A 24,107-nucleotide genomic window follows, 5' to 3' on the forward strand; every position below is an offset into this window, starting at 1 on the left:
AAGCCAAATAAAGACAGCTGCAAAAATAAAATTGAAATATCTTGAAAAGAGAGAGAACACCTCTTGAGGGGGATGAAAATGTCTGATTATCTAGTCATCGTGGAATCGCCCGCTAAGGCGAAAACGATTGAACGTTACTTAGGTAAAAAATATAAAGTAAAAGCATCAATGGGACATGTCCGGGATCTTCCAAAAAGTCAAATGGGAGTTGACATAGAACAGAATTTTGAACCGAAATATATTACCATTCGAGGTAAAGGCCCGGTATTAAAAGAGCTGAAAACGGCTGCGAAAAAAGCCAAAAAAGTGTATCTCGCAGCTGACCCCGACAGAGAAGGGGAAGCGATTGCATGGCATTTGGCACACAGTCTTGATTTAGATCTCAACTCAGACTGCCGTGTGGTGTTTAACGAAATTACAAAAGACGCTATTAAGGAATCGTTTAAGCATCCCCGCATGATCAATATGGATTTAGTGGATGCACAGCAAGCGAGACGTATTTTAGACAGGCTTGTCGGATATAAAATCAGTCCAATCTTATGGAAAAAAGTCAAAAAAGGGCTTAGCGCAGGACGCGTGCAATCCGTTGCCCTCCGTTTGATTATTGACCGTGAAAAAGAGATTAACGACTTTAAGCCTGAGGAATATTGGACAATTGACGGTACGTTCTTAAAAGGTCAAGAAACCTTTGAAGCGAGCTTTTTCGGGAAAAACGGCAAAAAACTTCCTTTAAATAGTGAAGCTGATGTAAAAGAGATTCTTTCTCAGCTCAAAGGGAATCAATATACAGTTGAAAAAGTAACCAAAAAGGAACGCAAACGTAATCCTGCTTTGCCTTTTACCACTTCTACCCTGCAGCAGGAAGCGGCTCGCAAGCTCAATTTCAGAGCGAAGAAAACGATGATGATTGCACAGCAATTATATGAAGGAATTGATTTAGGAAGAGAAGGAACGGTTGGTCTGATCACGTATATGAGAACGGATTCAACCCGTATTTCAAATACGGCTGTTGATGAAGCAGCTGCATTTATTGATCAGACATATGGAAAAGAGTTCCTAGGCGGAAAACGGAAGCCTGCGAAAAAGAATGAAAATGCCCAGGATGCCCACGAAGCAATTCGGCCGACATCAGTTCTTAGAAAACCAAGTGAATTAAAAGCAGTCCTCGGCAGAGACCAAATGAGACTGTATAAATTAATTTGGGAGCGTTTTGTTGCCAGCCAAATGGCACCGGCTGTTCTCGATACAATGAGTGTCGACCTGACAAACAACGGTTTGACATTTCGTGCAAATGGAAGTAAAGTCAAGTTTTCCGGGTTTATGAAGGTGTATGTTGAAGGAAAAGACGATCAAATGGAAGAAAAAGACCGGATGCTGCCTGACTTACAAGAAGGCGACACGGTATTATCAAAAGATATAGAACCTGAGCAGCATTTTACCCAGCCGCCTCCGCGATATACTGAGGCCCGGCTTGTTAAAACCCTTGAAGAACGCGGTATCGGCCGTCCATCCACATATGCTCCGACACTTGATACTATTCAGCGGCGCGGCTACGTGGCATTGGATAATAAACGTTTCGTTCCGACTGAATTAGGTCAGATCGTTCTTGACTTGATCATGGAGTTTTTCCCTGAGATCATTAACGTTGAGTTTACAGCTAAAATGGAGAGAGATCTTGATCATGTTGAAGAAGGAAATACCGAATGGGTCAAGATTATCGATAATTTCTACACCGATTTTGAAAAACGCGTCAAAAAAGCCGAATCGGAAATGAAGGAAGTTGAGATTGAACCAGAGTATGCTGGAGAGGATTGTGAATTGTGCAGTTCTCCAATGGTATATAAAATGGGACGGTACGGTAAATTCTTAGCTTGCTCCAACTTCCCTGACTGCCGGAACACGAAACCGATTGTGAAACAAATCGGTGTGAAGTGCCCGAGCTGCGGAGAAGGAAACATTGTTGAGCGAAAATCGAAAAAGAAACGGGTGTTTTACGGCTGTGACCGTTATCCGGACTGTGAATTCGTATCATGGGACAAACCAATTGAACGAAAATGCCCGAAATGCGGAAAAATGCTCGTCGAGAAAAAACTCAAAAAAGGTATACAAGTCCAATGCGTGGAATGCGATTATAAGGAAGAACCACAGAAGTAGCGGTGAGCAGGGTCTTGCTCACCTTCTTTGTGTGTTAAAAGAAGGCCTTGAATAATAAACTAGGAGATGTGAAAGATGAACCAACAAACAGTGAATGTAATCGGAGCCGGACTCGCAGGAAGTGAAGCAGCATGGCAGCTTGCCAAACGTGGGATTCAAGTCAAATTGTATGAAATGCGGCCAGTTAAACAAACGCCTGCGCATCATACAGATAAATTTGCTGAGCTTGTCTGCAGCAACTCTCTTCGCTCTAATACACTTGCTAACGCTGTCGGTGTATTAAAGGAAGAAATGCGTGCGCTTGATTCAGCCATTATCGCTGCGGCTGACGAATGTTCGGTGCCTGCCGGGGGCGCTCTTGCAGTAGACCGTCATGAATTTGCCGCAAGTGTGACAAATCGGGTGAAAAATCATCCAAACGTAACCGTTATTAATGAAGAAGTGACTGAAATTCCTGAAGGCCCTACTATCATCGCAACGGGTCCGTTAACATCTGAATCGCTGTCTGCCCAGCTGAAGGAGCTGACTGGAGAGGACTATTTATATTTTTATGACGCAGCGGCGCCAATTGTAGAAAAAGACAGCCTTGATATGGATAAAGTGTACCTGAAATCCCGTTATGATAAAGGTGAAGCAGCATATTTGAACTGCCCGATGACAGAAGAAGAGTTTGACCGTTTTCATGAAGCATTAACATCAGCAGAAACAGTGCCGTTAAAAGAATTTGAAAAAGAGATTTTCTTTGAAGGCTGCATGCCGATTGAAGTCATGGCAAAACGGGGTAAGAAAACAATGCTTTTCGGTCCGATGAAACCAGTTGGTCTAGAGCATCCTGTTACAGGAAAACGCCCTTATGCCGTCGTTCAGCTCAGACAGGATGATGCTGCGGGAACACTTTATAATATTGTAGGATTCCAGACACATTTAAAATGGGGAGACCAAAAGGAAGTTCTCAAGTTGATTCCAGGACTTGAAAATGTAGAAATCGTCAGATATGGCGTGATGCACAGAAACACATTTATTAACTCTCCAAGCCTGTTAAAGCCGACTTATCAATTTAAAAACCGCAGTGATCTGTTCTTTGCAGGCCAAATGACGGGAGTAGAAGGATATGTGGAATCAGCTGCCTCAGGACTTGTAGCAGGCATTAATGCGGCGAAGCTTGTATTGGGAGAAGAGCTTGTGATCTTCCCTCAGGAAACAGCAATTGGCAGTATGGCGCATTATATTACAACAACAAACCAGAAGAACTTCCAGCCGATGAATGCAAACTTTGGGCTTTTGAAAGAATTGCCAGTTAAAATTAAAAATAAAAAAGAACGAAATGAACAATACGCGAACCGTGCGATTGAAACAATTCAAACAATTTCGAAAACAATATAGGTATTGATTGCAACCTGAGCGCGATTTGTGATACCATTTAAAAGCCCTTCCTGGGGAGGTATTAGGCATGGAGAATGTTAAGAATTTCGTAAAGTTATTCGTTGAATATTTACAAATTGAAAAAAATTATTCACAATATACTATTGTGAATTATGTGGATTCAATTGAAGAATTCGAGACTTTCCTGCGCGTTCAAGGTATAAATGGATTTGAAGAAGCTGCATATCAAGATACTAGGATTTTTTTGACAGAAGCCTATGAAAAAGGTTTATCGAGAAGAACAATAAGCAAAAAGATATCTGCATTAAGAAGCTTTTATAAGTTTCTGATGCGGGAAAAGCTTATTGAAGAAAATCCGTTTCAGCTTGTTCATCTGCCAAAACAGGAGAAACGGATACCGAAGTTTCTATATCAAAAAGAGCTTGAGGAGCTGTTTGAAGTTTCAGATATAAGCCAGCCGGCCGGAATGAGGGATCAAGCGCTGTTAGAGCTGCTCTATGCCACTGGAATGAGGGTCAGTGAATGCTGTTCCATAACTATTAACGATGTTGATTTATTTATGGACACTGTGCTTGTTCACGGTAAAGGCAAGAAGCAGCGCTATATCCCCTTTGGGTCTTATGCCCGCGAAGCGTTGAAGGTATACATGAATAGCGGAAGACAGTGCTTGCTGATGAAGGCAAAAGAACCTCATGATCTATTATTCGTAAATCAAAGAGGCGGACCGCTTACAGCCCGTGGCATCAGACATATTTTAAGCGGGCTTGTTCAAAAAGCGTCAAGCACTTTACATATCCATCCGCATATGCTTCGACATACGTTCGCCACGCATCTGTTAAATGAAGGAGCGGATTTGAGAAGCGTTCAAGAACTGCTCGGGCATTCCAATCTGTCTTCTACACAGATATACACGCACGTTTCGAAGGAAATGTTGAGAAACACATATATGTCTCACCATCCAAGAGCATTTAAGAAAAATTAAAGGAGGCCCTTTATGTCATCTTTTCATGCGACCACAATATTTGCCGTACAGCATAAAGGACGAAGCGCTATGTCCGGAGACGGCCAAGTAACATTTGGTCAGGCTGTTGTCATGAAACACACGGCACGGAAAGTGAGAAAACTGTTTAACGGCAAAGTTCTTGCTGGTTTTGCGGGATCTGTTGCAGACGCTTTCACTTTATTCGAAAAGTTTGAAGCTAAGCTTGAAGAATATAACGGCAACTTAAAACGGGCGGCTGTTGAGCTTGCGAAGGAATGGCGCAGTGATAAAGTGCTAAGAAAGCTCGAAGCCATGCTGATTGTTATGAATCAGGATACTTTGCTTCTCGTATCGGGAACAGGCGAGGTGATCGAACCAGATGACGGCATTCTCGCGATTGGATCAGGAGGCAATTACGCTTTGGCAGCGGGAAGAGCACTGAAAAAGCATGCCGGTGAAAGCATGTCTGCAAGTGAGATTGCCAGAGCCGCGTTAGAAACAGCAGGCGAAATTTGTGTTTACACGAACGATCAAATCATACTGGAAGAGCTTGAATAGAAAGGACTTGAGGCGCATGGAAAAAAAACCGTTAACTCCTAGACAGATTGTAGATCGGTTAGACCAATATATTGTCGGTCAGCAAAATGCGAAAAAAGCTGTCGCCGTGGCATTAAGAAACCGCTATAGAAGAAGTCTTCTGGATGAAAAGCTGAAGGACGAGGTCGTTCCGAAAAACATTTTAATGATGGGTCCTACCGGCGTCGGGAAAACTGAAATTGCCAGACGAATCGCTAAGCTTTCAGGTGCGCCATTTATCAAAATTGAAGCTACTAAATTTACCGAAGTCGGCTATGTAGGCAGAGATGTTGAATCAATGGTCAGAGATCTTGTGGAGACTTCTGTTCGGCTTATAAAAGAAGAGAAAATGAATGAAGTAAAGGAACAGGCAGAAGAAAATGCAAACAAACGCATTGTTCGTCTGTTAGTTCCTGGGAAGAAAAAACAATCTGGCGTTAAAAATCCGTTTGAAATGTTTTTTGGAGGCAGCCAGCCGAATGGTGAAGATGAGGCGGAGAGCCAGGAAGAAGCAAACATCGAAGAAAAAAGAAAACGAATGGCGCATCAGCTGGCTTTAGGAGAGCTCGAAGACTACTATGTAACAGTAGAAGTCGAAGAGCAGCAGCCTTCTATGTTTGACATGCTGCAGGGCTCGGGTATGGAGCAGATGGGTATGAACATGCAGGATGCGCTGAGCGGATTAATGCCAAAGAAAAAGAAGCGGCGCAAAATGACAGTCAGAGAAGCCAGAAAAGTCCTGACGAATGAAGAAGCAAGCAAACTCATCGATATGGATGAAGTCGGCCAGGAAGCTGTTCAGAGAGCAGAAGAGAGCGGGATTATCTTTATCGATGAGATTGATAAAATCGCAAAGAACGGCGGTGCATCTTCTTCTGCCGATGTTTCAAGAGAAGGCGTTCAGCGGGATATCCTTCCGATTGTTGAAGGTTCTACCGTTGTCACAAAATATGGTTCTGTAAAAACAGACCATGTATTATTTATTGCAGCAGGAGCGTTTCATATGGCCAAACCGTCTGATTTGATTCCTGAGCTGCAGGGGCGTTTCCCGATTCGTGTAGAACTGAACAAACTCACGGTAGACGACTTCGTGAGAATTTTGGTTGAGCCGGATAATGCGCTGCTGAAACAATATCAGGCATTATTGCAGACAGAAGGTATATCTCTTGAATTTTCTGACGAAGCTATTCATAAGATTGCTGAAGTTGCTTATCATGTGAACCAGGACACAGATAATATCGGTGCGAGACGCCTTCATACAATACTTGAACGCCTATTAGAAGATTTGTCGTTTGAAGCTCCAGATGTAACGATGGAGAAAATAACGATTACACCACAGTATGTCGAAGAAAAGCTCGGAACGATAGCCAAAAACAAAGATTTAAGTCAATTTATATTGTGAAAAATTTAATATGAGGAATGTTTAGGAGGATTATTTATCATGGCTTTATTACAAAAAACAAGAATTATTAACTCCATGCTGCAAGCTGCGGCAGGGAAACCGGTAAACTTCAAGGAAATGGCGGAGACGCTGCGGGATGTAATTGATTCCAATATTTTCGTTGTAAGCCGCAGAGGGAAACTCCTTGGGTATTCTATTAACCAGCAAATTGAAAATGATCGTATGAAAAAAATGCTTGAGGATCGTCAATTCCCTGAAGAATATACGAAAAATCTGTTTAATGTCCCTGAAACATCTTCTAACTTGGATATTAATAGTGAATATACTGCTTTCCCTGTTGAGAACAGAGACCTGTTTCAAGCTGGTTTAACAACAATTGTGCCGATCATCGGAGGCGGGGAAAGATTAGGAACACTTATTCTTTCGCGTTTACAAGATCAATTCAATGACGATGACTTAATTCTAGCTGAATACGGCGCAACAGTTGTCGGAATGGAAATCCTAAGAGAAAAAGCAGAAGAAATTGAAGAGGAAGCAAGAAGCAAAGCTGTCGTACAAATGGCTATCAGCTCGCTTTCTTACAGTGAGCTTGAAGCAATTGAGCACATTTTTGAGGAGCTTGACGGAAATGAAGGTCTTCTTGTTGCAAGTAAAATTGCTGACCGTGTCGGCATTACCCGTTCTGTTATTGTGAACGCACTCAGAAAGCTGGAGAGCGCCGGTGTTATCGAGTCTAGATCATTAGGAATGAAAGGTACTTATATCAAGGTACTAAACAACAAATTCCTAATTGAATTAGAAAATCTAAAATCTCATTAATCACAAAAAGAACCCTTTTTGAGGGTTCTTTTTTTATTTCAAATAAAGGAAATCAATAAGCTTTATTTCCTGGGTTGAAAGTCTTTCTATGTAATAATTTTAATAAATTTTGCATTTTTCTTCAAAAAGTTTCAAAAATGCCGAAAAGAAAGGAGAAAAAACAGAAATTCTGCTATTTTCAGGCTTATATCAAGGCGAGAAATGTAGTTCTAACAATCTAGGACTTTATACCTAGTTGCAAAATAGATAATTGTGAGGACATTTTTTTACACGAACTTCATAGACTTTATGCCTGTTATTTCTTACAATAAGCATATAGTTTTACAATTCTCGACAAGGATATTGAGGGTGAAAAAAACTGAAATGGAGGTAAGTGGATTTGAGCTTATTTTCTGGAACGATACAAAATCTTGAAAATGCCTTGAGTAGAGCGGATATTAAGCAAAAAGTCATAACTAATAATATCGCCAATATAGATACACCGAACTATAAGGCAAAAAAAGTCTCTTTCCAAAATTTATTAGATCAAGAATCCTCGCGTCTTGAAGCGATAAAAACAGACTATCGTCATGTTGATTTTTCTGATACTGATTCGAATTATTCAATTGTTGCGAGCGGAGATACATCGTATCAGCAAAACGGAAACAATGTTGATGTTGACAAAGAGATGACAGAATTGGCGCAAAATCAAATCAACTATCAAGCTTTGGTTGAAAGAATGAACGGTAAATTTAATTCGCTGAAGACCGTATTAACAGGAGGAAAATGATGACAGCTTTTCATAGCTTAAATGTTTCAGCATCGGCTTTAACAGCTCAGCGAGTCAGAATGGACGTTGTATCATCTAACTTAGCAAATATGGATACGACAAGAGCTAAGCAGGTGAATGGAGAGTGGGTGCCTTACAGAAGAAAAATGGTTTCCCTTCAGTCAAAAGGTGAATCGTTCTCTTCTATTCTCAATTCTCAAATGAGCGGAAGCGGGAATGCTGGAAACGGTGTGAAGGTTTCAAAAATTACGGAGGATGATTCAGATTTTAATCTTGTCTATGATCCGACAGACCCTGATGCAAACGCTGAAGGATATGTACAAAAGCCTAATGTTGATCCATTAAAGGAAATGGTTGATCTTGTCAGCAGCACCAGATCATACGAGGCGAATGTCACGGCGATGAATGCCACAAAGGGAATGCTGATGAAGGCGTTAGAAATCGGAAAGTAGGTGAATGAATGTGATTAATGCAATTTCTCCTTTTCAGGTTCAAAATACTCAAAACACTCAAAATGCAACAAATCAAGTAAACAATAGCCAAAAAACAGATTCTTCAAATCAAACAAGCTTTTCGGAGCTTTTAAAAAACTCTATTAGTTCGTTAAATGAGTCCCAAGTAGCTTCTGACAACATGACTAATGCCTTGGCTGCAGGAAAAGATGTAAATCTTGATGAGGTCATGATCGCTGCTCAAAAAGCCAGCATCTCTCTAACTGCAGCAACAGAGTTCCGCAATAAAGCTGTGGAAGCTTATCAGGAGATTATGAGAATGCAAATGTAGGGGGTCTGACGATTTAGAGAAAGAGTGGAATGACCGGGGGTTAACATGAATCGTACTCTAATGCAAATGAAAAACAAAACGAGTGAGTTTTGGAAAAATAGATCTAAATTACAAAAGATTTTAATGGTTAGTGCTTTAGCGGCAATTATTATTATTGGAATTATTATTAGTGTTTTTGCTTCAAATTCTAAAATGGCGCCACTGTACAAAGATTTGTCTGCCGAAGAAGCAGGACAAATCAAAGAAGAATTGGATGCAAAAAAAGTGCCAAACGAACTTTCGAATGGCGGTACAGTGATTAGTGTTCCGGAGGATCAGGTTGATTCTTTGAAAGTGCAGATGGCTGCAGAAGGACTTCCTAAAACCGGATCAATTGATTATTCATTTTTTGGACAGAATGCCGGCTTTGGTTTGACAGACAATGAGTTTGATATGGTGAAAGTAAAAGCTACACAGACAGAACTGTCAAACTTGATCAATGAAATGGACGGTATTAAAAGTTCAAAAGTAATGATTAATCTCCCGAAAGACGCGGTGTTTGTCGGTGAAGAGCAATCTGCAGCATCTGCATCAATCGTTTTGCAGATTCAACCGGGTTATACACTTGATCAAAGCCAGATCAACGGATTATATCATCTGGTATCTAAAAGCGTGCCGAATCTAAAAGAAGATAACATCGTCATCATGGATCAAAATTCTACATACTACGACAAATCAGACAGCGATGCAGGGTCCTACGCGGATAGTTATTCTTCTCAGCAAGGAATTAAGTCTCAAGTTGAAAAAGACATTCAAAAACATGTACAGTCACTTCTTGGTACGATGATGGGCCAAGATAAAGTCGTTGTCTCCGTTACAGCAGACATTGATTTCACAAAAGAAAATCGGACAGAAGACATTGTCGAACCTGTGGATAAAGAAAACATGGAAGGCATTGCAGTCAGCGCTGAAAAGGTATCTGAAACATATCAGGGCGACGGTGCAGCCAACGGCGGAACTGCCGGAACCGGCGAGGAAGATGTAACAAATTATAAGGCTGACGGTGAAAATACCGAAAGCGGGAACTACGAAAAAAACAGCAACAAAATCAATTACGAGGTTAACCGAATTCATAAAGAAATCGCTGAAAGTCCTTATAAGGTCAGAGATTTAGGGATTCAAGTAATGGTAGAGCCGCCTGATGCCAAAAACACAGCGTCGCTATCAACTGAAAGACAAGATGATATACAAAAAATCCTTTCAACTGTAGTCAGAACATCTTTGGATAAAGATGAAACGCAAAACCAGAATTTATCTGATGCTGATATCAATAATAAGATTGTTGTCTCCGTACAGCCATTCGACGGAAAAGTCAATTTGGATACAAATACGGAAAAATCCTCAGGTATCCCGCTGTGGGCATATATTGTAGGCGGTGTTTTAATCGCAGCGATCATTGTTCTGATCATTATGCTTATCAGAAAGAAACGGGCGCAAGAGGATGAATTTGAGGAATATGAGTATGAGGTTCCTCAAGAACCAATCAATTTGCCTGATATCAACGAAGAGGAAAATGAAACAGCGGAATCAGTCAGACGAAAACAGCTTGAAAAGATGGCGAAAGACAAGCCGGAAGATTTTGCAAAACTGCTGAGAAGCTGGCTGGCCGAGGATTAGGAGGAATTAGAAATGGCGAGACGTGATCAAGATAAGCTTACAGGAAAACAAAAAGCAGCCATTCTCATGATTTCCTTGGGGTTAGATGTGTCAGCTTCTGTCTATAAGCACTTAACCGATGAAGAAATTGAAAGGCTTACTCTGGAAATATCAGGTGTTCGAAGCGTCGATCATCAAAAAAAGGATGAAATCATAGAAGAATTTCATAATATAGCCATTGCGCAAGATTATATTTCTCAAGGCGGTTTAAGCTATGCAAGACAAGTTCTGGAAAAGGCGCTTGGAGAGGATAAGGCGGAGAACATTCTAAACAGGCTGACTTCTTCTTTGCAGGTTAAACCATTTGATTTTGCCAGAAAAGCGGAGCCAGAACAAATTTTGAATTTTATCCAGCAAGAGCATCCGCAGACGATGGCGTTAATCTTGTCTTATTTAGATCCAGTGCAGGCCGGGCAAATTTTATCCGAGCTGAACCCTGAAGTGCAGGCTGAGGTTGCGAGAAGAATCGCGGTCATGGATAGAACGTCTCCAGAAATAATTAACGAGGTAGAACGGATTCTGGAACAAAAATTATCTTCTGCATTTACTCAGGATTATACACAAACAGGCGGAATTGAAGCTGTTGTGGAAGTGTTAAACGGGGTAGACAGAGGGACAGAGAAGACGATCTTGGATTCATTGGAAATTCAGGATCCCGATCTTGCTGAAGAGATTAAAAAGCGGATGTTTGTCTTCGAAGATATTGTCACACTTGATAACCGTGCAATTCAGAGAGTCATTCGCGATGTTGAGAACGACGATTTGCTCCTTTCATTAAAGGTTGCAAGCGAGGAAGTCAAAGAAATTGTGTTCAACAATATGTCACAGCGTATGGTTGAAACCTTCAAAGAAGAAATGGAATTTATGGGCCCTGTACGTTTGAAAGATGTAGAAGAAGCTCAATCGAGAATTGTAAGCATCGTCAGAAAGCTTGAAGAAGCCGGTGAAATTGTAATAGCAAGAGGCGGAGGGGATGATATTATTGTCTAATATCATTAAACAAGAATCATCTATTTCTCCACAAAAGGAAAAAAGAAAACTTTCTATACAAGAGGTGCGTATTGATCATTCTCACCTTTTGCAGGCTGAAGAGAACCCGGAGGCGCTTATGGCCCGAGTGAAAGAGGAAGCTGACCGGATTTCTGAGCAGGCAAACAGTCATATAGAAAATATTCGCCGTCAAATTGAACAGGAGAAAAACGATTGGGCGGCTGAAAAACAGAAGCTTATTGAAGAAGCAAAAGCCGAGGGCTTTGAACAAGGAGTAGCGCTGGGCAAAGCTGAGGCAATGAAACAGTATGCAGAACTGATCGGCCAAGCAAACAGTATAACTGAAATGTCCAGAAAAGCTGTTGAGGACAAGCTTGAAGACGCTAATGAAGAAATCGTTGAGCTTGCCGTTGCCCTAGCAAAAAAAGTTTGGCAGCAAAAGTCTGATGATAAAGAGGCTTTCCTCCTGCTTGTACAACAGGTTATAAACGAAGTGAAGGAATATGACGATATATCAATTTATGTTGATCCATATTACTATGAGACAATCTTTCAGCAAAAAGATGAAATCCAGCAGCTTCTTTATAAAGAATGTCGGCTTGGCATATATGCTGATGAAAAAGCTCAAAAAGGAACCTGTTATATTGAAACTCCTTTTGGCAGGGTAGATGCGAGTGTTGACACACAATTGATGCAATTGAAAGATAAACTTCTGACAGCGCTGGAAGCAGGTGCAGCTGAATGAAGACACAGAGTCTGATAGATTGTATAGAAATGACAGACTCGTATAAACGGTACGGAAAAGTCAAACGGGTAATCGGCCTGATGATTGAATCAAAAGGGCCAGCAAGCTCAATTGGCGACGTGTGCCTGATTTATGCAAAAGGACAATCTGGGAAAGTCATTAAAGCTGAGGTAGTCGGCTTCCAGGAAGAAAATATTTTGCTTATGCCTTATTTAGAGGCTGCGAGCATTGCACCTGGCAGCATTGTAGAAGCTACTGGAGAATCACTTCGGGTTAAAGTTGGAACCGGACTGATTGGACAAGTCATCGATGCTTTTGGAGAACCGCTTGACGGAAAACTTCTGCCTAAAGGGCTTTCGCCTGTATCAACGGAGCAATCACCGCCCAACCCGATGAAACGGCCGCCTATCCGTGAAAAGATGGGTGTTGGAGTCAGATCAATTGACAGCTTGCTGACAGTCGGTAAAGGCCAGCGGATTGGAATTTTTGCAGGAAGCGGTGTCGGAAAAAGCACCTTAATGGGGATGATCGCCAAGCAGACAGAGGCTGACTTAAACGTCATTGCACTTGTCGGAGAACGCGGACGAGAGGTTCGGGAGTTTATTGAAAAAGATCTGGGGAAAGAGGGGCTGAAACGATCGATTGTAGTCGTTGCCACCTCAGACCAGCCAGCATTAATGAGGTTGAAAGCGGCATATACAGCGACTGCAATTGCCGAGTATTTCCGAGATAAAGGCCAAAATGTCATGTTTATGATGGATTCTGTTACAAGGGTGGCAATGGCGCAGCGAGAGATTGGACTGGCTGCAGGAGAGCCTCCGACGACAAAAGGTTATACACCTTCAGTGTTCGCTATTTTACCTCGTTTACTAGAACGAACAGGTGCAAACGAGCATGGAACCATTACGGCATTTTATACAGTGTTGGTAGACGGGGATGACATGAATGAGCCGATTGCCGATACTGTACGCGGAATTTTAGACGGACATATTGTGTTGGACAGGGCGCTTGCCAATAAAGGCCAGTTTCCTGCAGTTAACGTACTAAAAAGCATCAGCAGGGTGATGTCAAACATTTCAACAAAACAGCATCTGGATGCGGCAAATAAATTCCGTGAACTTTTATCGACATATCAAAATTCGGAAGATCTCATTAATATCGGAGCTTACAAAAGAGGATCATCCAGAGAAATTGATGAAGCGATACAATTTTATCCGCAGCTTATTCAATTTTTAAAGCAGGGAACAGGCGAACCGGCTTTATTGGAAGAAAGCGTTGCTGCATTAACTAGTTTGACAGGAAATGAGGAATAAACGTGGCTTATCAATTTAGATTCCAAAAGCTGCTGGAACTAAAAGAAAATGAAAAAGACCAATCCTTATCCGAATATCAGCAATCAGTTTCTGAATTTGAAAACGTTGCTGAAAAATTATATGAGAATATGAGCAAAAAGGAATTGCTGGAACAAAATAAGGAAAAGAAATTAAAAAGCGGCATGAGTGTACAAGAAATGAGGCACTACCAACAATTTGTCTCAAATCTTGATAATACGATCTATCACTATCAAAAGCTTGTCATTATGAAAAGAAATCAAATGAATCAAAAACAAGAAATTTTGACAGAGAAAAACATTGAAGTGAAAAAGTTTGAAAAAATGCGTGAAAAACAGTTTAAAATGTTTGCTCTTGAAGATAAAGCTGCAGAAATGAAAGAAATGGACGATATTTCGATTAAGCAGTTTATGATTCAAGGCCATTAGGAGCGAATGTAATGTCCGGCAAAAAGAAAGAATCAGGTAAGTTCCGTTCGGTTTTGCTTATCATTATCCTCCCGCTGATGTTTCTATTAATCGCAGGGGGGATTGTTCTTTGGGCTGCTGGTATCAATGTCTTAAAGCCGATACAGGATGCTGCGGCAAAAACGCCGGTTCTTAAAGAATTGGTCCCTGAAACCGAAAATAAAAAAGGCGCAGCATCAAGTAAGGATAGCAGTAATACGGCAGCTCTGGAAAAGACCATTAAGGATCAAAAAAGTGAAATCAGTATATTGAATAAAGATTTAGAAACAAGTAAATCAGAAATCGATAGGCTCAATCAAAAGATCCGTTCACTTGAAAAGACGGCTGAGGATCAAAAAAAGTCATCAGAAGATCATACTGAAGGATCAGCAGACTCGAAAGCTTCTTCTGAAAATGACAAAGTGATCAGTGTGTACAAAAGCATGGACAGCGGAAAGGCTGCTAAAATTATTGCCCAATTAAAGGAGCAAGAAGCACTGAAAATATTGAATGGCCTAAGCAAAAAGCAGCTTGCTGACATATTGGCGAAAATGACTCCTGAGCAAGCAGCAACCTATACAGAAAAAATTGCTGCCAGCCAAGAATAGGGGGAATGAAAGGTGAAGCTGCTTGAATTAGCCGGACCTTTGCTGCAAACCACAACGGGTTCTGCCGCTAAAAACATGAAAAGTAGCCAGGGAGTTTTTCAAAACTGGCTTATGTCTGAGGCTGGATTGAAGGAACTTTCAGAACAAGGAAAGGGAACTCCTAATTCTGAAGATCAGCTTTTAGCAGATGCGCTTAAAAAGATCGGTGAATGGCTAAATGCTAGTCCTGAAGATCAAGACAAACAAAATGCGGATCTTTTGCAAACATTAAGCAAACTGACAGGGAAGCAATTGGATGCGAATGCTCTGCAAATGTTGCAAAATCTTTTGCAAGCAGTTGAATCAAAAATGTCAGGCGGGACGGATCAATTGCTCACAGAAACGGAGAAAATCTTTTCAAAAGCTAAAACGGCTCTGAGTGCCAATGATTCTGCTTCTGACATTAATGGAGCACTGAAGTCTGATACAGAGCAATCAAATAAGGAAAATGAAGTATCCGAGCCTGCTAAAGAGCTTATCTATATCCAGATGTTCATTAGCCAGCTCGTAGAAGGGAATAAGCTGACTGATCGCGGGAATGGCAATGAAGCTCATGCCATTTACCAAAATGGAGATCAATTCCTATCTGCATTAGAAAAAAAGGGTGTATCTCAACAACTCATTCAGGATCTTAAACAGCAAATATTCACTAAAGCTGAGTCAAGTTCAAAACTTTACTCCATGACAGCGTCAGAGCTGAAAAGTTTTCAAAGCTTAATGGACCAAATGTCTATGCTTCCTCAAAAAGGGACCAAAGAATGGAGTCTAGCTGAAAGCCAGCTGAAAGCCTTCTTGTTATCGAAATCATCCGAATCATCACAAGACTTTGGGAAGCGTGTTCTCACACCGCTTTCGCAGAGTTCAACCAGCAAAAATGCACCGGATGTTTCTGGAAGTATTCAGCCTGTAGATAGTAAATCAGGACTCCAAATGCTGTTTTCGGGGCATCGGAGCATAGGAGGAGTTCAAACACTTGATCTGCAGCAGATGTCATCTGATATACCAAATGCCGAAACAAAAACGGTGGCTGATCAAGTGATTAATGCGTGGAAGCAGATGAAATATACGCCTTTCGGCAGATCGACGGGAAGTTTCACTATTCGGCTGAACCCTGAACATTTAGGATTTGTCACAATCAAGCTGACAAATGAAAATGGAATGTTTCAGAGTAAAATCATAGCATCTAGCCAATCAGCAAAAGAATTGCTTGAACAGCATCTTCCTCAGCTGAAGCAATCATTGCCGAATATGGCCGTCCAAATTGACCGTTTTACTCTTCCGGTCCAAAGCGGGGATCAGCCGATATACGGCCAGCTTGCTGATGAACAGAAACAGCAGCAAGAGGGGCAGAGACAGCAAAGACAGAAAAAGCAATCAAATGATTTTGGCGATCTGCTCGATGAAGTGTCGATGGTTGAAATGGAGGAAGAAGAATGACTTCTATAAGTTCAGAATATAAACTGCCTGAAAAAACGAACACTGTGTCGACGAACAACAGCAGCTTGGGGAAAGACGAGTTTTTAAAAATATTAATGACTCAAGTTCAAAACCAAGATCCGCTTAACCCGATTGACGATAAAGAATTTATCAGCCAGATGGCGACTTTTTCAAGCTTGGAGCAAATGATGAATCTGAATACGACAATGACTCAATTCGTTGAAAACCAAGATCCGTTTACAACGTATGTTGATTGGATGGGAAAAGAAGTATCTTGGACTGATGGTAAAAGTGCAACAGATAAAACAGGCACAGTAAGCTCTGTTAAACATTTTAAAGGAAATTATTATCTCGTTCTTGATGATGGGACCGAGATCAGTCCTGCGAATGTCATGTCTGTGGGACAATCATCTAAATAAAAACATCTGGGGGAATATATTATGTTACGTTCACTTTATTCTGGAATCAGCGGTATGAAGAACTTTCAAACAAAGCTTGACGTAATCGGTAACAACATTGCCAACGTAAATACAGTAGGATTCAAAAAGAGCCGTGTGACCTTTAAAGATATGGTAAGCCAAACCATTGCCGGCGGTTCTGCTGCTGGTGCAACAATCGGCGGAACAAACTCTAAGCAAATCGGTTTAGGTTCATCATCTGGCACAATTGATACAATTCATTCAACAAGCGCGACACAAAGCACAGGAAGAACACTTGATTTAGCAATTGACGGCGACGGTTACTTCCGAATTGATACAGGTGACGGGACAGCTTATACAAGAGCAGGGAACTTCTATTTAGATAATACTGGAACACTGGTTACAGGTGATGGCTACCATGTACTAAATATGAATGGCGGAACAATTAAAATTCCTACTGATGCTCAAAGCTTTAGCATTGGTTCTGATGGAAAGGTGTCAATTGTTGATGCTGAGGGGAAAACACAAGACGGGGGACAAATCGGGATTGTTACTTTTGCCAACAGTGATGGATTGGATAAAATCGGAAGCAACCTATACCGTGAATCTTTAAACTCTGGAACGGCCAGTGCAGCGAACCAGCCTGGTGACGGCGGAACTGGTGCTCTTAAATCAGGATTTCTCGAAATGTCTAACGTCGATTTAACTGACGAATTTACTGAAATGATCGTAGCCCAGCGCGGATTCCAATCAAACTCAAAAATTATTACAACATCTGATGAAATCCTTCAAGAACTGGTTAACCTTAAACGTTAAGGAGGGAGGGGAGGCGAGTAATCGCTTCTCCGCTGTTTTATGATTAAAGTAACCCGTTTGAACGGGCAGCCCTTTACACTGAATGCGCTATTTATTGAACAGATTGAATGTTTTCCGGATACTACAATTACTCTGTCAAATGGTAAGAAGTTTGTAGTAAAAGAAGATGAAGAAGCTGTTCTGGAAAAGATCGCAGCTTTCTACCGAAAAATACAAATATTTGCAATGGATCAAGGAATAGAGGAACCGGAATGAAGAAAAAGTTAATGATCATATTACTAATTATTCTTATCGTAATTGGTGCTCTCGGGGCGGCGGCTTATTTTGTTTTAGGCGGAAAGTCCGAAAAAAGTGAAGCGAAAAAAAGTATTGATGAAATCGTTGCGTCTTCTGTTGATGTAGAAGAGATCACAACAAATTTAAAGTCTGATAACATTATCCGTCTTGCTATTAAACTTGAAACTGATTCTGATAAATCAAAAGAAGAACTTGAGAAACGTGATTTCCAAGTGAAAGACGCTGTTATATCACTGCTGGCTGATACGAATGCTGATCAGATTGAGGGAGACAAGGGAAAAGAAACCTTTAAGAAGGAACTAAAAGATAAAATAAATAGCTACCTCCAAGAAGGAAAAGTAGAAAAAGTGTATATTACCTCCTTTAATCTGCAATAAAGCATAATTTGACAGAATACGGAGGTGAGGAAAATGTCAGGAGAAGTTCTCTCCCAAAATGAAATAGATGCACTGCTCTCTGCAATATCAACTGGTGAAATGGACGCTGAAGAGCTGAAAAAAGAAGAAAAAGAGAAGAAAGTCAAGGTTTATGATTTCAAACGTGCGCTGCGGTTTTCTAAGGATCAGATCCGCAGTTTAACGAGAATTCATGACAATTTTGCAAGACTTCTTACCACTCATTTTTCTGCTCAGCTCAGAACCTATATTCACATATCTGTCAGTTCTGTTGATCAGGTTCCGTATGAGGAATTTATCAGATCGATTCCAAACATGACGATTCTGAATCTATTTGATGTTCATCCGATGGAAGGAAGAATTATGATGGAGGTCAACCCCACGATAGCTTATACGATGATGGATCGAGTCATGGGCGGGATTGGAATCAGTCATAACAAGGTTGACAGTTTGACAGAAATTGAAACAAAAATCATTTCTAATTTATTTGAAAATGCACTGGGTAATTATAAAGAAGCTTGGCAGTCAATTGCTGATATTGAACCGGAAATGACTGAGTTTGAAGTGAATCCGCAATTTGTTCAGATGGTATCTCCTAATGAAACAGTCGTGGTGATCTCGCTCAATACTCAAATTGGTGAAATCAGCGGTGTCATTAATCTCTGTATCCCGCATATTGTACTCGAGCCGCTCATACCGAAGCTTTCAGTCCACTATTGGATGCAATCAGACCGAAATGAGCCAAAGCCTGAGGAAACAAAGTCGCTTGAAAAACGTATCATGACAGCACAAATACCTGTCGTGGCCGAGCTCGGCACATCTGAACTGACGATAGAAGAGTTTTTAAGTTTAGAAGTCGGAGACTGCATAACTTTGGACAAATCAGTCACGGATCCTCTTACTGTATTGGTCGGAGATAAGCCGAAATTTTTAGGACAAGCCGGCCGGGTGAATCGAAAACAGGCAGTGCAAATTTTAGATCACGACATAAGAGGTGAACAAGATGGAGAATAATAGATTATCTCAAGATGAGATTGACGCGCTTCTTAACGGTACTGGCAGCACGCTTGATGAGCCAGAGATTCCGGAAGTAGATGACTTATCGGAAATGGAGCGTGATGCGATCGGTGAAATCGGTAATATTTCATTCGGCAGTTCTGCGACAGCACTGTCAACGCTTTTAAATCAAAAGGTCGATATTACGACTCCAAGCGTAACGGTCATTCCAAGAAGTAAAATCAGCGATGCGTTTCCTGAACCGTATGTAGCGATTGAAGTGAATTATACGGAGGGCTTCAGCGGAAGCAACCTGTTAGTCGTGGAACAAAGTGACGCGGCGATCATTGCGGACTTAATGATCGGGGGAGACGGAAAAGGTGCGGACCCTTCACTGGATGAAATCCATTTAAGTGCGGTTCAAGAAGCAATGAACCAAATGATGGGATCGGCTGCCACATCAATGTCTACTGTATTCAGTAAAAAAATTGATATTTCACCTCCTCGGGTTGAATTGCTGGATGTTACTGAAGAAAAGGGTACAGACCGTATTCCTGATGATGAAATGCTGGTGAAAGTTTCTTTCAACTTAAAGGTGGGAGAATTAATAGACTCCAGCATTATGCAACTTTACCCATTGACATTTGCGAAAGATTTAATTTCAAGCCTTATGAACTCAGAAAGTGCAGAGGAAGAAGAAACGGTGCAGCCTGAAGTTACATACGAACAGCCGAAAGAGCCTGTGACGCCAGAGCCGCGTATTGAACCGAAGCAACAGCAGCAGCCAAAAAGGCAGGGAACAGCAAAAAAAGCAGCGCCAGTTCAGGTTTCACCGGTGGAATTTTCCGCGTTTGATCCAAACGAAGCTGTACAAGCCCCTATTCATAATCTGGATATGCTTTTGGATATCCCGCTTTCGATTACTGTTGAGCTTGGCAGAACGAAGAGAAGCGTAAAAGAGATTTTAGAGCTTTCTGCCGGAAGTATTATCGAGCTTGATAAATTAGCCGGTGAGCCTGTAGATATTTTAGTTAATCAGCGTATCGTTGCCAAAGGCGAGGTCGTTGTCATTGAAGAAAACTTCGGAGTAAGAGTCACTGACATTTTAAGCCAGGCAGAGCGCATTAATAATTTAAAATAACGAAACACAAGGAGAGAGATAGATTATGGCACATAGAATTTTAATTGTAGATGACGCAGCATTTATGCGAATGATGATTAAAGATATTTTAGTTAAAAATGGTTTTGAAGTTGTGGCGGAAGCTGAAAATGGAGCACAAGCGGTAGAGAAATATAAAGAGCATTCACCTGACCTTGTTACTATGGATATCACGATGCCAGAAATGGATGGTATTACAGCATTAAAAGAAATTAAACAAATTGATGCGCAGGCAAGAATCATCATGTGTTCTGCTATGGGACAGCAATCAATGGTTATTGATGCCATTCAGGCCGGCGCTAAGGATTTCATTGTGAAACCTTTCCAGGCTGACCGTGTGCTTGAAGCAATCAACAAAACATTAAGTTAAAGGGTGTACGACTGTTGAAAAAGAGTCAATATTTTATTGTTTTTATTTGTTTTTTCGTTTTATTCAGTGTACATCCGATTGCTGCTGCCGCGGCAGACTCTGATAATTCAACTGTAAACGAATGGTTTCAAAAGAAAGATGAAAAAACTGCAGATCAATCAGAGCAAAAGAAAGAAAAAACAACAAAAACTGCTGATGAGACGGAGGGAGCGGCTGCTCCTTCTGTCTCAGCTTTTGATTTTGTAAAGATGATTTTCGCTTTACTGTTTGTTATCGCGCTGATTTACGGGCTGGTTAAGCTCATGAACAAAAGAAATCGGCTCTTAAAGCCTTTTCAATATGTTGAAAATATTGGCGGCACATCGGTCGGCCAGAACAGATCCATACAATTGATCAAGGTCGGGAAAAGTGTGCTCGTCGTCGGTGTAGGAGAGACGATCCAGCTGCTGAAAGAAATTGAGGATGAAAAAGAGATTGAAGTCATTCTCAGTCAGCATGAAGAGGCAATGTCAAGCAAAATAGAGTGGCAAAAGTTTGTGAAGCCGCTTAAGAGTTCTGAACATCAGCCGCAGCAAAAACTGCCTTCATTTTCAAAAGCATTAAAAGAGCAACTTGAAGAGTTAAAACAAAACCGTTCTGAAGGAAAGAAGAAAGGCCCACGTCATCATGAATGAGTTTATAAATATTTTCAGTTCAAGCGATCCGGAAAACGTAAGTTCGACTGTTAAATTACTATTATTGTTAACTGTATTTTCAGTGGCGCCTGGAATATTGATTCTTATGACTTGTTTTACTCGCATCGTCATTGTTCTGTCATTTGTCAGAACTTCACTTGCGACGCAATCTATGCCCCCAAACCAGGTTCTAATCGGGCTTGCGCTGTTTTTAACATTTTTTATTATGGCTCCTACTTTTTCAGAAATTAATAAAGAAGCGCTGACCCCATTAATGGACAACAAAATCAGCTTGGATGAAGCGTATACGAAAGCTGAGGAACCGATTAAAGAATTTATGAGTAAACACACAAGGCAGAAGGATCTGGCGCTGTTTATGAATTACGCGAAAATGGATAAACCTGAATCATTAAAGGATATTCCGTTAACAACAATGGTTCCGGCTTTTGCCATATCGGAGCTTAAAACAGCATTTCAAATAGGTTTTATGATTTTTATCCCTTTTTTAATTATAGATATGGTAGTGGCGAGCGTCTTGATGTCAATGGGAATGATGATGCTGCCTCCAGTTATGATTTCTCTGCCCTTTAAAATATTACTTTTTGTTTTGGTAGACGGCTGGTATTTAATTGTGAAATCTTTGCTTCAGAGCTTTTAGGGTAGGTGCTAAACGTGAGTTCAGAATTTGTAATTTCTATGGCGGAAAAAGCCGTATACGTAACGCTGATGATCAGCGGGCCATTATTGGCTATTGCTTTACTGGTCGGTTTAATTGTCAGCATATTTCAGGCGACAACTCAAATCCAGGAACAGACTTTGGCGTTTATTCCGAAAATCGTGGCGGTTCTCCTGGCTCTCATTTTTTTTGGTCCGTGGATGCTGTCGACGATTCTTTCATTTACAACAGAGCTGTTTTCTAATTTAAATCGTTTTGCAGGGTAATGTAGAGATGAATTCAATTATTGACTTATTTCCTGCTTTTTTATTGGTTTTTATTAGAATCTCTGCTTTTTTTGTAACGATTCCGCTATTTGGACATCGAAATGTGCCAGCTGTTCATCGCATAGGTTTTGCTTTTTTTCTTGCGGTCATTTGTTTCAGCACCATTGATAAACCGCCCTCTTTGGAGATAGATGAGCACTATATGCTTTTGGCGTTTAAAGAAGCTTTGGTCGGCCTATGTCTGGGTTTAATTGCTTATATGATGATTGCCGCAGTGCAGATTGCCGGCTCGTTTATTGATTTTCAAATGGGATTTTCAATAGCAAACGTTATTGATCCGCAAACCGGTGCACAAAGTCCGTTGATTGGCCAGTTTATCTATACGATGGCACTTTTGTTTATGCTGAGTGTCAATGCCCACCATTTGTTGCTGGATGGTATTTACTACAGCTTTCAGTATATTTCAGTTGATCAGGCATTTCCGAATTTCGGCGATGAAAAGTTTGCCTATTTTATTGCGAAAAGCTTTAATGCAATGTTTATTATCGCTTTTCAAATGTCAGCGCCGGTTGTGGCCAGCTTGTTTCTAGTTGATTTAGCATTAGGTATCGTGGCTCGAACTGTTCCGCAGTTAAATGTATTTGTGGTCGGTCTGCCTTTAAAGATCGCTGTCAGTTTCATCATGCTCATTGTATGTATGTCCGTTATCTTCGTCGTTGTCCGGAATGTTTTCAGCTTAACGATTGAAACGATGCGGAATCTTTTAGCATTGGTCGGTGTTTCTTAATGAAGCTTAGAGTTGACCTGCAGTTTTTTGCGGGAGAGAAGACAGAAAAAGCCACTCCGAAAAAACGGAAGGATACGCGAAAAAAGGGGCAGGTAGCCAAAAGCTCGGATGTCAATACCGCCGTTTCTTTACTGGTAATATTCCTTTCGCTTATTGCAATTGGTCCGTATATGAGAGACAGGCTGCTGTCATTCATAGAAACATTTTATACCGAATCGCTCACAATGAAGCTCTCAGAATCAAATGTGCATACATTGTTTGTCAGCTTATTAAAGGATATGGGCATAATACTCGCACCGATCTTGCTTGTTGCTCTTGTTGCAGGAGTCGTAAGCAACTATATGCAGGTTGGGTTCTTATTTTCTGCTGAAGTGATACAGCCTAAGCTTGAAAAACTGGATCCGATCAAAGGCTTTAAACGAATATACAGTATGAGGGCGATTGTGGAGCTGATTAAATCAATTTTGAAAATCGTAGTCGTTGGTTTTGCGGCTTTTGCTGTGCTTTGGCTGCATTATGGAGAAATTCTCCGGCTTCCTCTCCTGACACCCGAAGAGGCACTTTCTTTTGTTTCAAAACTCACTTTGTGGATGGGACTAAGCGGTGCAGGTGCATTGTTGATTCTTGCGGGTCTCGACTATTTATATCAGAGATTTGACTATGAGAAAAATATCAAAATGTCAAAACAAGATATAAAAGATGAGTACAAAAAATCTGAAGGAGACCCGATTATCAAGTCTAAAATTAAACAAAGACAGCGGGAAATGGCGATGAGGCGGATGATGCAGGAAGTTCCAAAAGCAGATGTCATTATCACAAACCCGACTCACTATGCGATTGCTTTGAAATATGATGAAGAAAAAATGGACGCACCTTATATTGTTGCAAAAGGCGTCGACCACCTTGCGTTAAAAATCAGGAAAATTGCTAAAGAGCATGATGTCATGATGGTAGAAAACAGACCGCTTGCCCGTGCGTTATATGATCAAGTGGAAATTGACCAGGCAGTGCCGGAAGAATTTTTTAAAGTTTTAGCAGAAATTCTGGCTTACGTATATAAAACAAAACAAAAAGTATATTGAATTTTTCGATT

Annotated in this window: 28 protein-coding genes; all 28 read left to right on the plus strand. The window is 40.9% G+C overall.

Features of this window, described 5'->3' with window-relative positions; translation table 11 throughout:
• Positions 1-78 precede the first annotated feature (78 nt).
• The 28 genes from topA to flhB all read left to right on the plus strand — a co-directional run bounded on the left by topA (position 79) and on the right by flhB (position 24,096).
• Positions 79-2,154, plus strand: coding sequence for a type I DNA topoisomerase (topA, locus tag MHB62_RS08595; protein ID WP_003245599.1), 2,076 nt, complete (start codon positions 79-81; stop codon positions 2,152-2,154).
• Positions 2,155-2,229: 75 nt separating this feature from the next.
• Positions 2,230-3,537 (plus strand): FADH(2)-oxidizing methylenetetrahydrofolate--tRNA-(uracil(54)-C(5))-methyltransferase TrmFO, encoded by a 1,308-nt coding sequence (gene trmFO, locus MHB62_RS08600; protein ID WP_003244725.1) that lies wholly within the window; start codon positions 2,230-2,232, stop codon positions 3,535-3,537.
• A gap of 67 nt (positions 3,538-3,604) precedes the next feature.
• Positions 3,605-4,519, plus strand: coding sequence for a tyrosine recombinase XerC (gene xerC / locus MHB62_RS08605; RefSeq protein WP_003231988.1), 915 nt, complete (start codon positions 3,605-3,607; stop codon positions 4,517-4,519).
• 12 nt (positions 4,520-4,531) lie between these two features.
• Complete coding sequence (gene clpQ / locus MHB62_RS08610; protein ID WP_003238555.1) at positions 4,532-5,077, plus strand: ATP-dependent protease subunit ClpQ; 546 nt, start codon at positions 4,532-4,534, stop codon at positions 5,075-5,077.
• A gap of 16 nt (positions 5,078-5,093) precedes the next feature.
• Positions 5,094-6,497 (plus strand): HslU--HslV peptidase ATPase subunit, encoded by a 1,404-nt coding sequence (gene hslU, locus MHB62_RS08615; RefSeq protein WP_003245556.1) that lies wholly within the window; start codon positions 5,094-5,096, stop codon positions 6,495-6,497.
• Positions 6,498-6,536: 39 nt separating this feature from the next.
• The gene (gene codY / locus MHB62_RS08620; RefSeq protein ID WP_003220850.1) at positions 6,537-7,316 is read left to right on the plus strand and encodes a GTP-sensing pleiotropic transcriptional regulator CodY; all 780 of its coding nucleotides are present in this window, start codon (positions 6,537-6,539) and stop codon (positions 7,314-7,316) included.
• Between the two features lie 379 nt (positions 7,317-7,695).
• Positions 7,696-8,085, plus strand: a complete 390-nt coding sequence (flgB, locus tag MHB62_RS08625) for a flagellar basal body rod protein FlgB (protein WP_003245656.1) — start codon at positions 7,696-7,698, stop codon at positions 8,083-8,085.
• Positions 8,085-8,537 (plus strand): flagellar basal body rod protein FlgC, encoded by a 453-nt coding sequence (flgC, locus tag MHB62_RS08630; protein WP_003245521.1) that lies wholly within the window; start codon positions 8,085-8,087, stop codon positions 8,535-8,537. Before flgB ends, flgC begins: the two co-directional genes overlap by 1 nt.
• Positions 8,538-8,547: 10 nt before the next feature.
• The gene (fliE, locus tag MHB62_RS08635) at positions 8,548-8,868 is read left to right on the plus strand and encodes a flagellar hook-basal body complex protein FliE (protein ID WP_003238544.1); all 321 of its coding nucleotides are present in this window, start codon (positions 8,548-8,550) and stop codon (positions 8,866-8,868) included.
• Positions 8,869-8,913: 45 nt separating this feature from the next.
• Entirely contained in the window at positions 8,914-10,524 is a 1,611-nt protein-coding gene (fliF, locus tag MHB62_RS08640) for a flagellar basal-body MS-ring/collar protein FliF (protein WP_051388163.1), read from the plus strand.
• A gap of 12 nt (positions 10,525-10,536) precedes the next feature.
• The gene (gene fliG / locus MHB62_RS08645) at positions 10,537-11,553 is read left to right on the plus strand and encodes a flagellar motor switch protein FliG (RefSeq protein ID WP_003231981.1); all 1,017 of its coding nucleotides are present in this window, start codon (positions 10,537-10,539) and stop codon (positions 11,551-11,553) included.
• The gene (gene fliH, locus MHB62_RS08650; protein ID WP_003244804.1) at positions 11,546-12,298 is read left to right on the plus strand and encodes a flagellar assembly protein FliH; all 753 of its coding nucleotides are present in this window, start codon (positions 11,546-11,548) and stop codon (positions 12,296-12,298) included. Before fliG ends, fliH begins: the two co-directional genes overlap by 8 nt.
• A complete protein-coding gene (gene fliI, locus MHB62_RS08655; RefSeq protein WP_032721554.1) occupies positions 12,295-13,611 on the plus strand; it encodes a flagellar protein export ATPase FliI in 1,317 nt (438 codons plus the stop codon). Before fliH ends, fliI begins: the two co-directional genes overlap by 4 nt.
• A gap of 2 nt (positions 13,612-13,613) precedes the next feature.
• Positions 13,614-14,057, plus strand: a complete 444-nt coding sequence (gene fliJ / locus MHB62_RS08660) for a flagellar export protein FliJ (RefSeq protein WP_003231977.1) — start codon at positions 13,614-13,616, stop codon at positions 14,055-14,057.
• An 11-nt stretch (positions 14,058-14,068) separates the two neighbouring features.
• Entirely contained in the window at positions 14,069-14,683 is a 615-nt protein-coding gene (locus tag MHB62_RS08665; protein WP_003231975.1) for a MotE family protein, read from the plus strand.
• Positions 14,684-14,695: 12 nt separating this feature from the next.
• Positions 14,696-16,159: a flagellar hook-length control protein FliK gene (locus MHB62_RS08670; RefSeq protein WP_089172545.1), complete on the plus strand. Its 1,464-nt coding sequence runs from the start codon at positions 14,696-14,698 to the stop codon at positions 16,157-16,159.
• Positions 16,156-16,578, plus strand: coding sequence for a flagellar hook assembly protein FlgD (gene flgD / locus MHB62_RS08675; RefSeq protein ID WP_003231970.1), 423 nt, complete (start codon positions 16,156-16,158; stop codon positions 16,576-16,578). Before MHB62_RS08670 ends, flgD begins: the two co-directional genes overlap by 4 nt.
• A 21-nt stretch (positions 16,579-16,599) precedes the next feature.
• Positions 16,600-17,394 (plus strand): flagellar basal body rod protein FlgG, encoded by a 795-nt coding sequence (gene flgG, locus MHB62_RS08680; protein ID WP_003231968.1) that lies wholly within the window; start codon positions 16,600-16,602, stop codon positions 17,392-17,394.
• A gap of 39 nt (positions 17,395-17,433) precedes the next feature.
• Positions 17,434-17,649: a swarming motility protein SwrD gene (gene swrD, locus MHB62_RS08685; protein ID WP_003231966.1), complete on the plus strand. Its 216-nt coding sequence runs from the start codon at positions 17,434-17,436 to the stop codon at positions 17,647-17,649.
• Positions 17,646-18,068, plus strand: a complete 423-nt coding sequence (gene fliL, locus MHB62_RS08690; RefSeq protein WP_003231964.1) for a flagellar basal body-associated protein FliL — start codon at positions 17,646-17,648, stop codon at positions 18,066-18,068. The genes swrD and fliL overlap by 4 nt, the downstream gene beginning before the upstream one ends.
• Positions 18,069-18,101: 33 nt before the next feature.
• Entirely contained in the window at positions 18,102-19,100 is a 999-nt protein-coding gene (fliM, locus tag MHB62_RS08695) for a flagellar motor switch protein FliM (RefSeq protein WP_003220879.1), read from the plus strand.
• On the plus strand, positions 19,090-20,223 hold the full coding sequence (gene fliY, locus MHB62_RS08700) for a flagellar motor switch phosphatase FliY (protein ID WP_032721557.1): 1,134 nt from the start codon (positions 19,090-19,092) through the stop codon (positions 20,221-20,223). Before fliM ends, fliY begins: the two co-directional genes overlap by 11 nt.
• A gap of 25 nt (positions 20,224-20,248) precedes the next feature.
• Positions 20,249-20,611 carry a chemotaxis protein CheY gene (cheY, locus tag MHB62_RS08705; RefSeq protein WP_014476812.1) on the plus strand — a complete coding sequence of 121 codons (363 nt, stop codon included), beginning with the start codon at positions 20,249-20,251 and terminating at the stop codon, positions 20,609-20,611.
• Positions 20,612-20,625: 14 nt separating this feature from the next.
• Complete coding sequence (gene fliZ, locus MHB62_RS08710) at positions 20,626-21,285, plus strand: flagella biosynthesis regulatory protein FliZ (protein ID WP_014479789.1); 660 nt, start codon at positions 20,626-20,628, stop codon at positions 21,283-21,285.
• Entirely contained in the window at positions 21,278-21,943 is a 666-nt protein-coding gene (gene fliP / locus MHB62_RS08715) for a flagellar type III secretion system pore protein FliP (protein WP_003245692.1), read from the plus strand. Before fliZ ends, fliP begins: the two co-directional genes overlap by 8 nt.
• 14 nt (positions 21,944-21,957) lie before the next feature.
• Complete coding sequence (fliQ, locus tag MHB62_RS08720) at positions 21,958-22,227, plus strand: flagellar biosynthesis protein FliQ (protein WP_003220888.1); 270 nt, start codon at positions 21,958-21,960, stop codon at positions 22,225-22,227.
• 7 nt (positions 22,228-22,234) lie between these two features.
• Positions 22,235-23,014, plus strand: a complete 780-nt coding sequence (gene fliR, locus MHB62_RS08725; protein WP_003245510.1) for a flagellar biosynthetic protein FliR — start codon at positions 22,235-22,237, stop codon at positions 23,012-23,014.
• The gene (gene flhB, locus MHB62_RS08730) at positions 23,014-24,096 is read left to right on the plus strand and encodes a flagellar biosynthesis protein FlhB (protein ID WP_014479790.1); all 1,083 of its coding nucleotides are present in this window, start codon (positions 23,014-23,016) and stop codon (positions 24,094-24,096) included. Before fliR ends, flhB begins: the two co-directional genes overlap by 1 nt.
• The last annotated feature ends 11 nt before the right edge of the window (positions 24,097-24,107 follow it).

The organism is Bacillus sp. FSL K6-0255, from assembly GCF_045040725.1.
Taxonomy (GTDB): domain Bacteria; phylum Bacillota; class Bacilli; order Bacillales; family Bacillaceae; genus Bacillus; species Bacillus subtilis.

What these genes read in the sequence shown, in the direction of transcription:
- topA (WP_003245599.1), top strand. Translation starts at nt 79, where the DNA reads ATGTCTGATTATCTAGTCATCGTGGAATCGCCCGCTAAGGCGAAAACG.
- trmFO (WP_003244725.1), top strand. Translation starts at nt 2,230, where the DNA reads ATGAACCAACAAACAGTGAATGTAATCGGAGCCGGACTCGCAGGAAGT.
- xerC (WP_003231988.1), top strand. Translation starts at nt 3,605, where the DNA reads ATGGAGAATGTTAAGAATTTCGTAAAGTTATTCGTTGAATATTTACAA.
- clpQ (WP_003238555.1), top strand. Translation starts at nt 4,532, where the DNA reads ATGTCATCTTTTCATGCGACCACAATATTTGCCGTACAGCATAAAGGA.
- hslU (WP_003245556.1), top strand. Translation starts at nt 5,094, where the DNA reads ATGGAAAAAAAACCGTTAACTCCTAGACAGATTGTAGATCGGTTAGAC.
- codY (WP_003220850.1), top strand. Translation starts at nt 6,537, where the DNA reads ATGGCTTTATTACAAAAAACAAGAATTATTAACTCCATGCTGCAAGCT.
- flgC (WP_003245521.1), top strand. Translation starts at nt 8,085, where the DNA reads ATGACAGCTTTTCATAGCTTAAATGTTTCAGCATCGGCTTTAACAGCT.
- fliF (WP_051388163.1), top strand. Translation starts at nt 8,914, where the DNA reads ATGAATCGTACTCTAATGCAAATGAAAAACAAAACGAGTGAGTTTTGG.
- fliG (WP_003231981.1), top strand. Translation starts at nt 10,537, where the DNA reads ATGGCGAGACGTGATCAAGATAAGCTTACAGGAAAACAAAAAGCAGCC.
- fliI (WP_032721554.1), top strand. Translation starts at nt 12,295, where the DNA reads ATGAAGACACAGAGTCTGATAGATTGTATAGAAATGACAGACTCGTAT.
- MHB62_RS08665 (WP_003231975.1), top strand. Translation starts at nt 14,069, where the DNA reads ATGTCCGGCAAAAAGAAAGAATCAGGTAAGTTCCGTTCGGTTTTGCTT.
- flgD (WP_003231970.1), top strand. Translation starts at nt 16,156, where the DNA reads ATGACTTCTATAAGTTCAGAATATAAACTGCCTGAAAAAACGAACACT.
- flgG (WP_003231968.1), top strand. Translation starts at nt 16,600, where the DNA reads ATGTTACGTTCACTTTATTCTGGAATCAGCGGTATGAAGAACTTTCAA.
- swrD (WP_003231966.1), top strand. Translation starts at nt 17,434, where the DNA reads ATGATTAAAGTAACCCGTTTGAACGGGCAGCCCTTTACACTGAATGCG.
- fliL (WP_003231964.1), top strand. Translation starts at nt 17,646, where the DNA reads ATGAAGAAAAAGTTAATGATCATATTACTAATTATTCTTATCGTAATT.
- fliM (WP_003220879.1), top strand. Translation starts at nt 18,102, where the DNA reads ATGTCAGGAGAAGTTCTCTCCCAAAATGAAATAGATGCACTGCTCTCT.
- fliY (WP_032721557.1), top strand. Translation starts at nt 19,090, where the DNA reads ATGGAGAATAATAGATTATCTCAAGATGAGATTGACGCGCTTCTTAAC.
- cheY (WP_014476812.1), top strand. Translation starts at nt 20,249, where the DNA reads ATGGCACATAGAATTTTAATTGTAGATGACGCAGCATTTATGCGAATG.
- fliP (WP_003245692.1), top strand. Translation starts at nt 21,278, where the DNA reads ATGAATGAGTTTATAAATATTTTCAGTTCAAGCGATCCGGAAAACGTA.
- fliR (WP_003245510.1), top strand. Translation starts at nt 22,235, where the DNA reads ATGAATTCAATTATTGACTTATTTCCTGCTTTTTTATTGGTTTTTATT.
- flhB (WP_014479790.1), top strand. Translation starts at nt 23,014, where the DNA reads ATGAAGCTTAGAGTTGACCTGCAGTTTTTTGCGGGAGAGAAGACAGAA.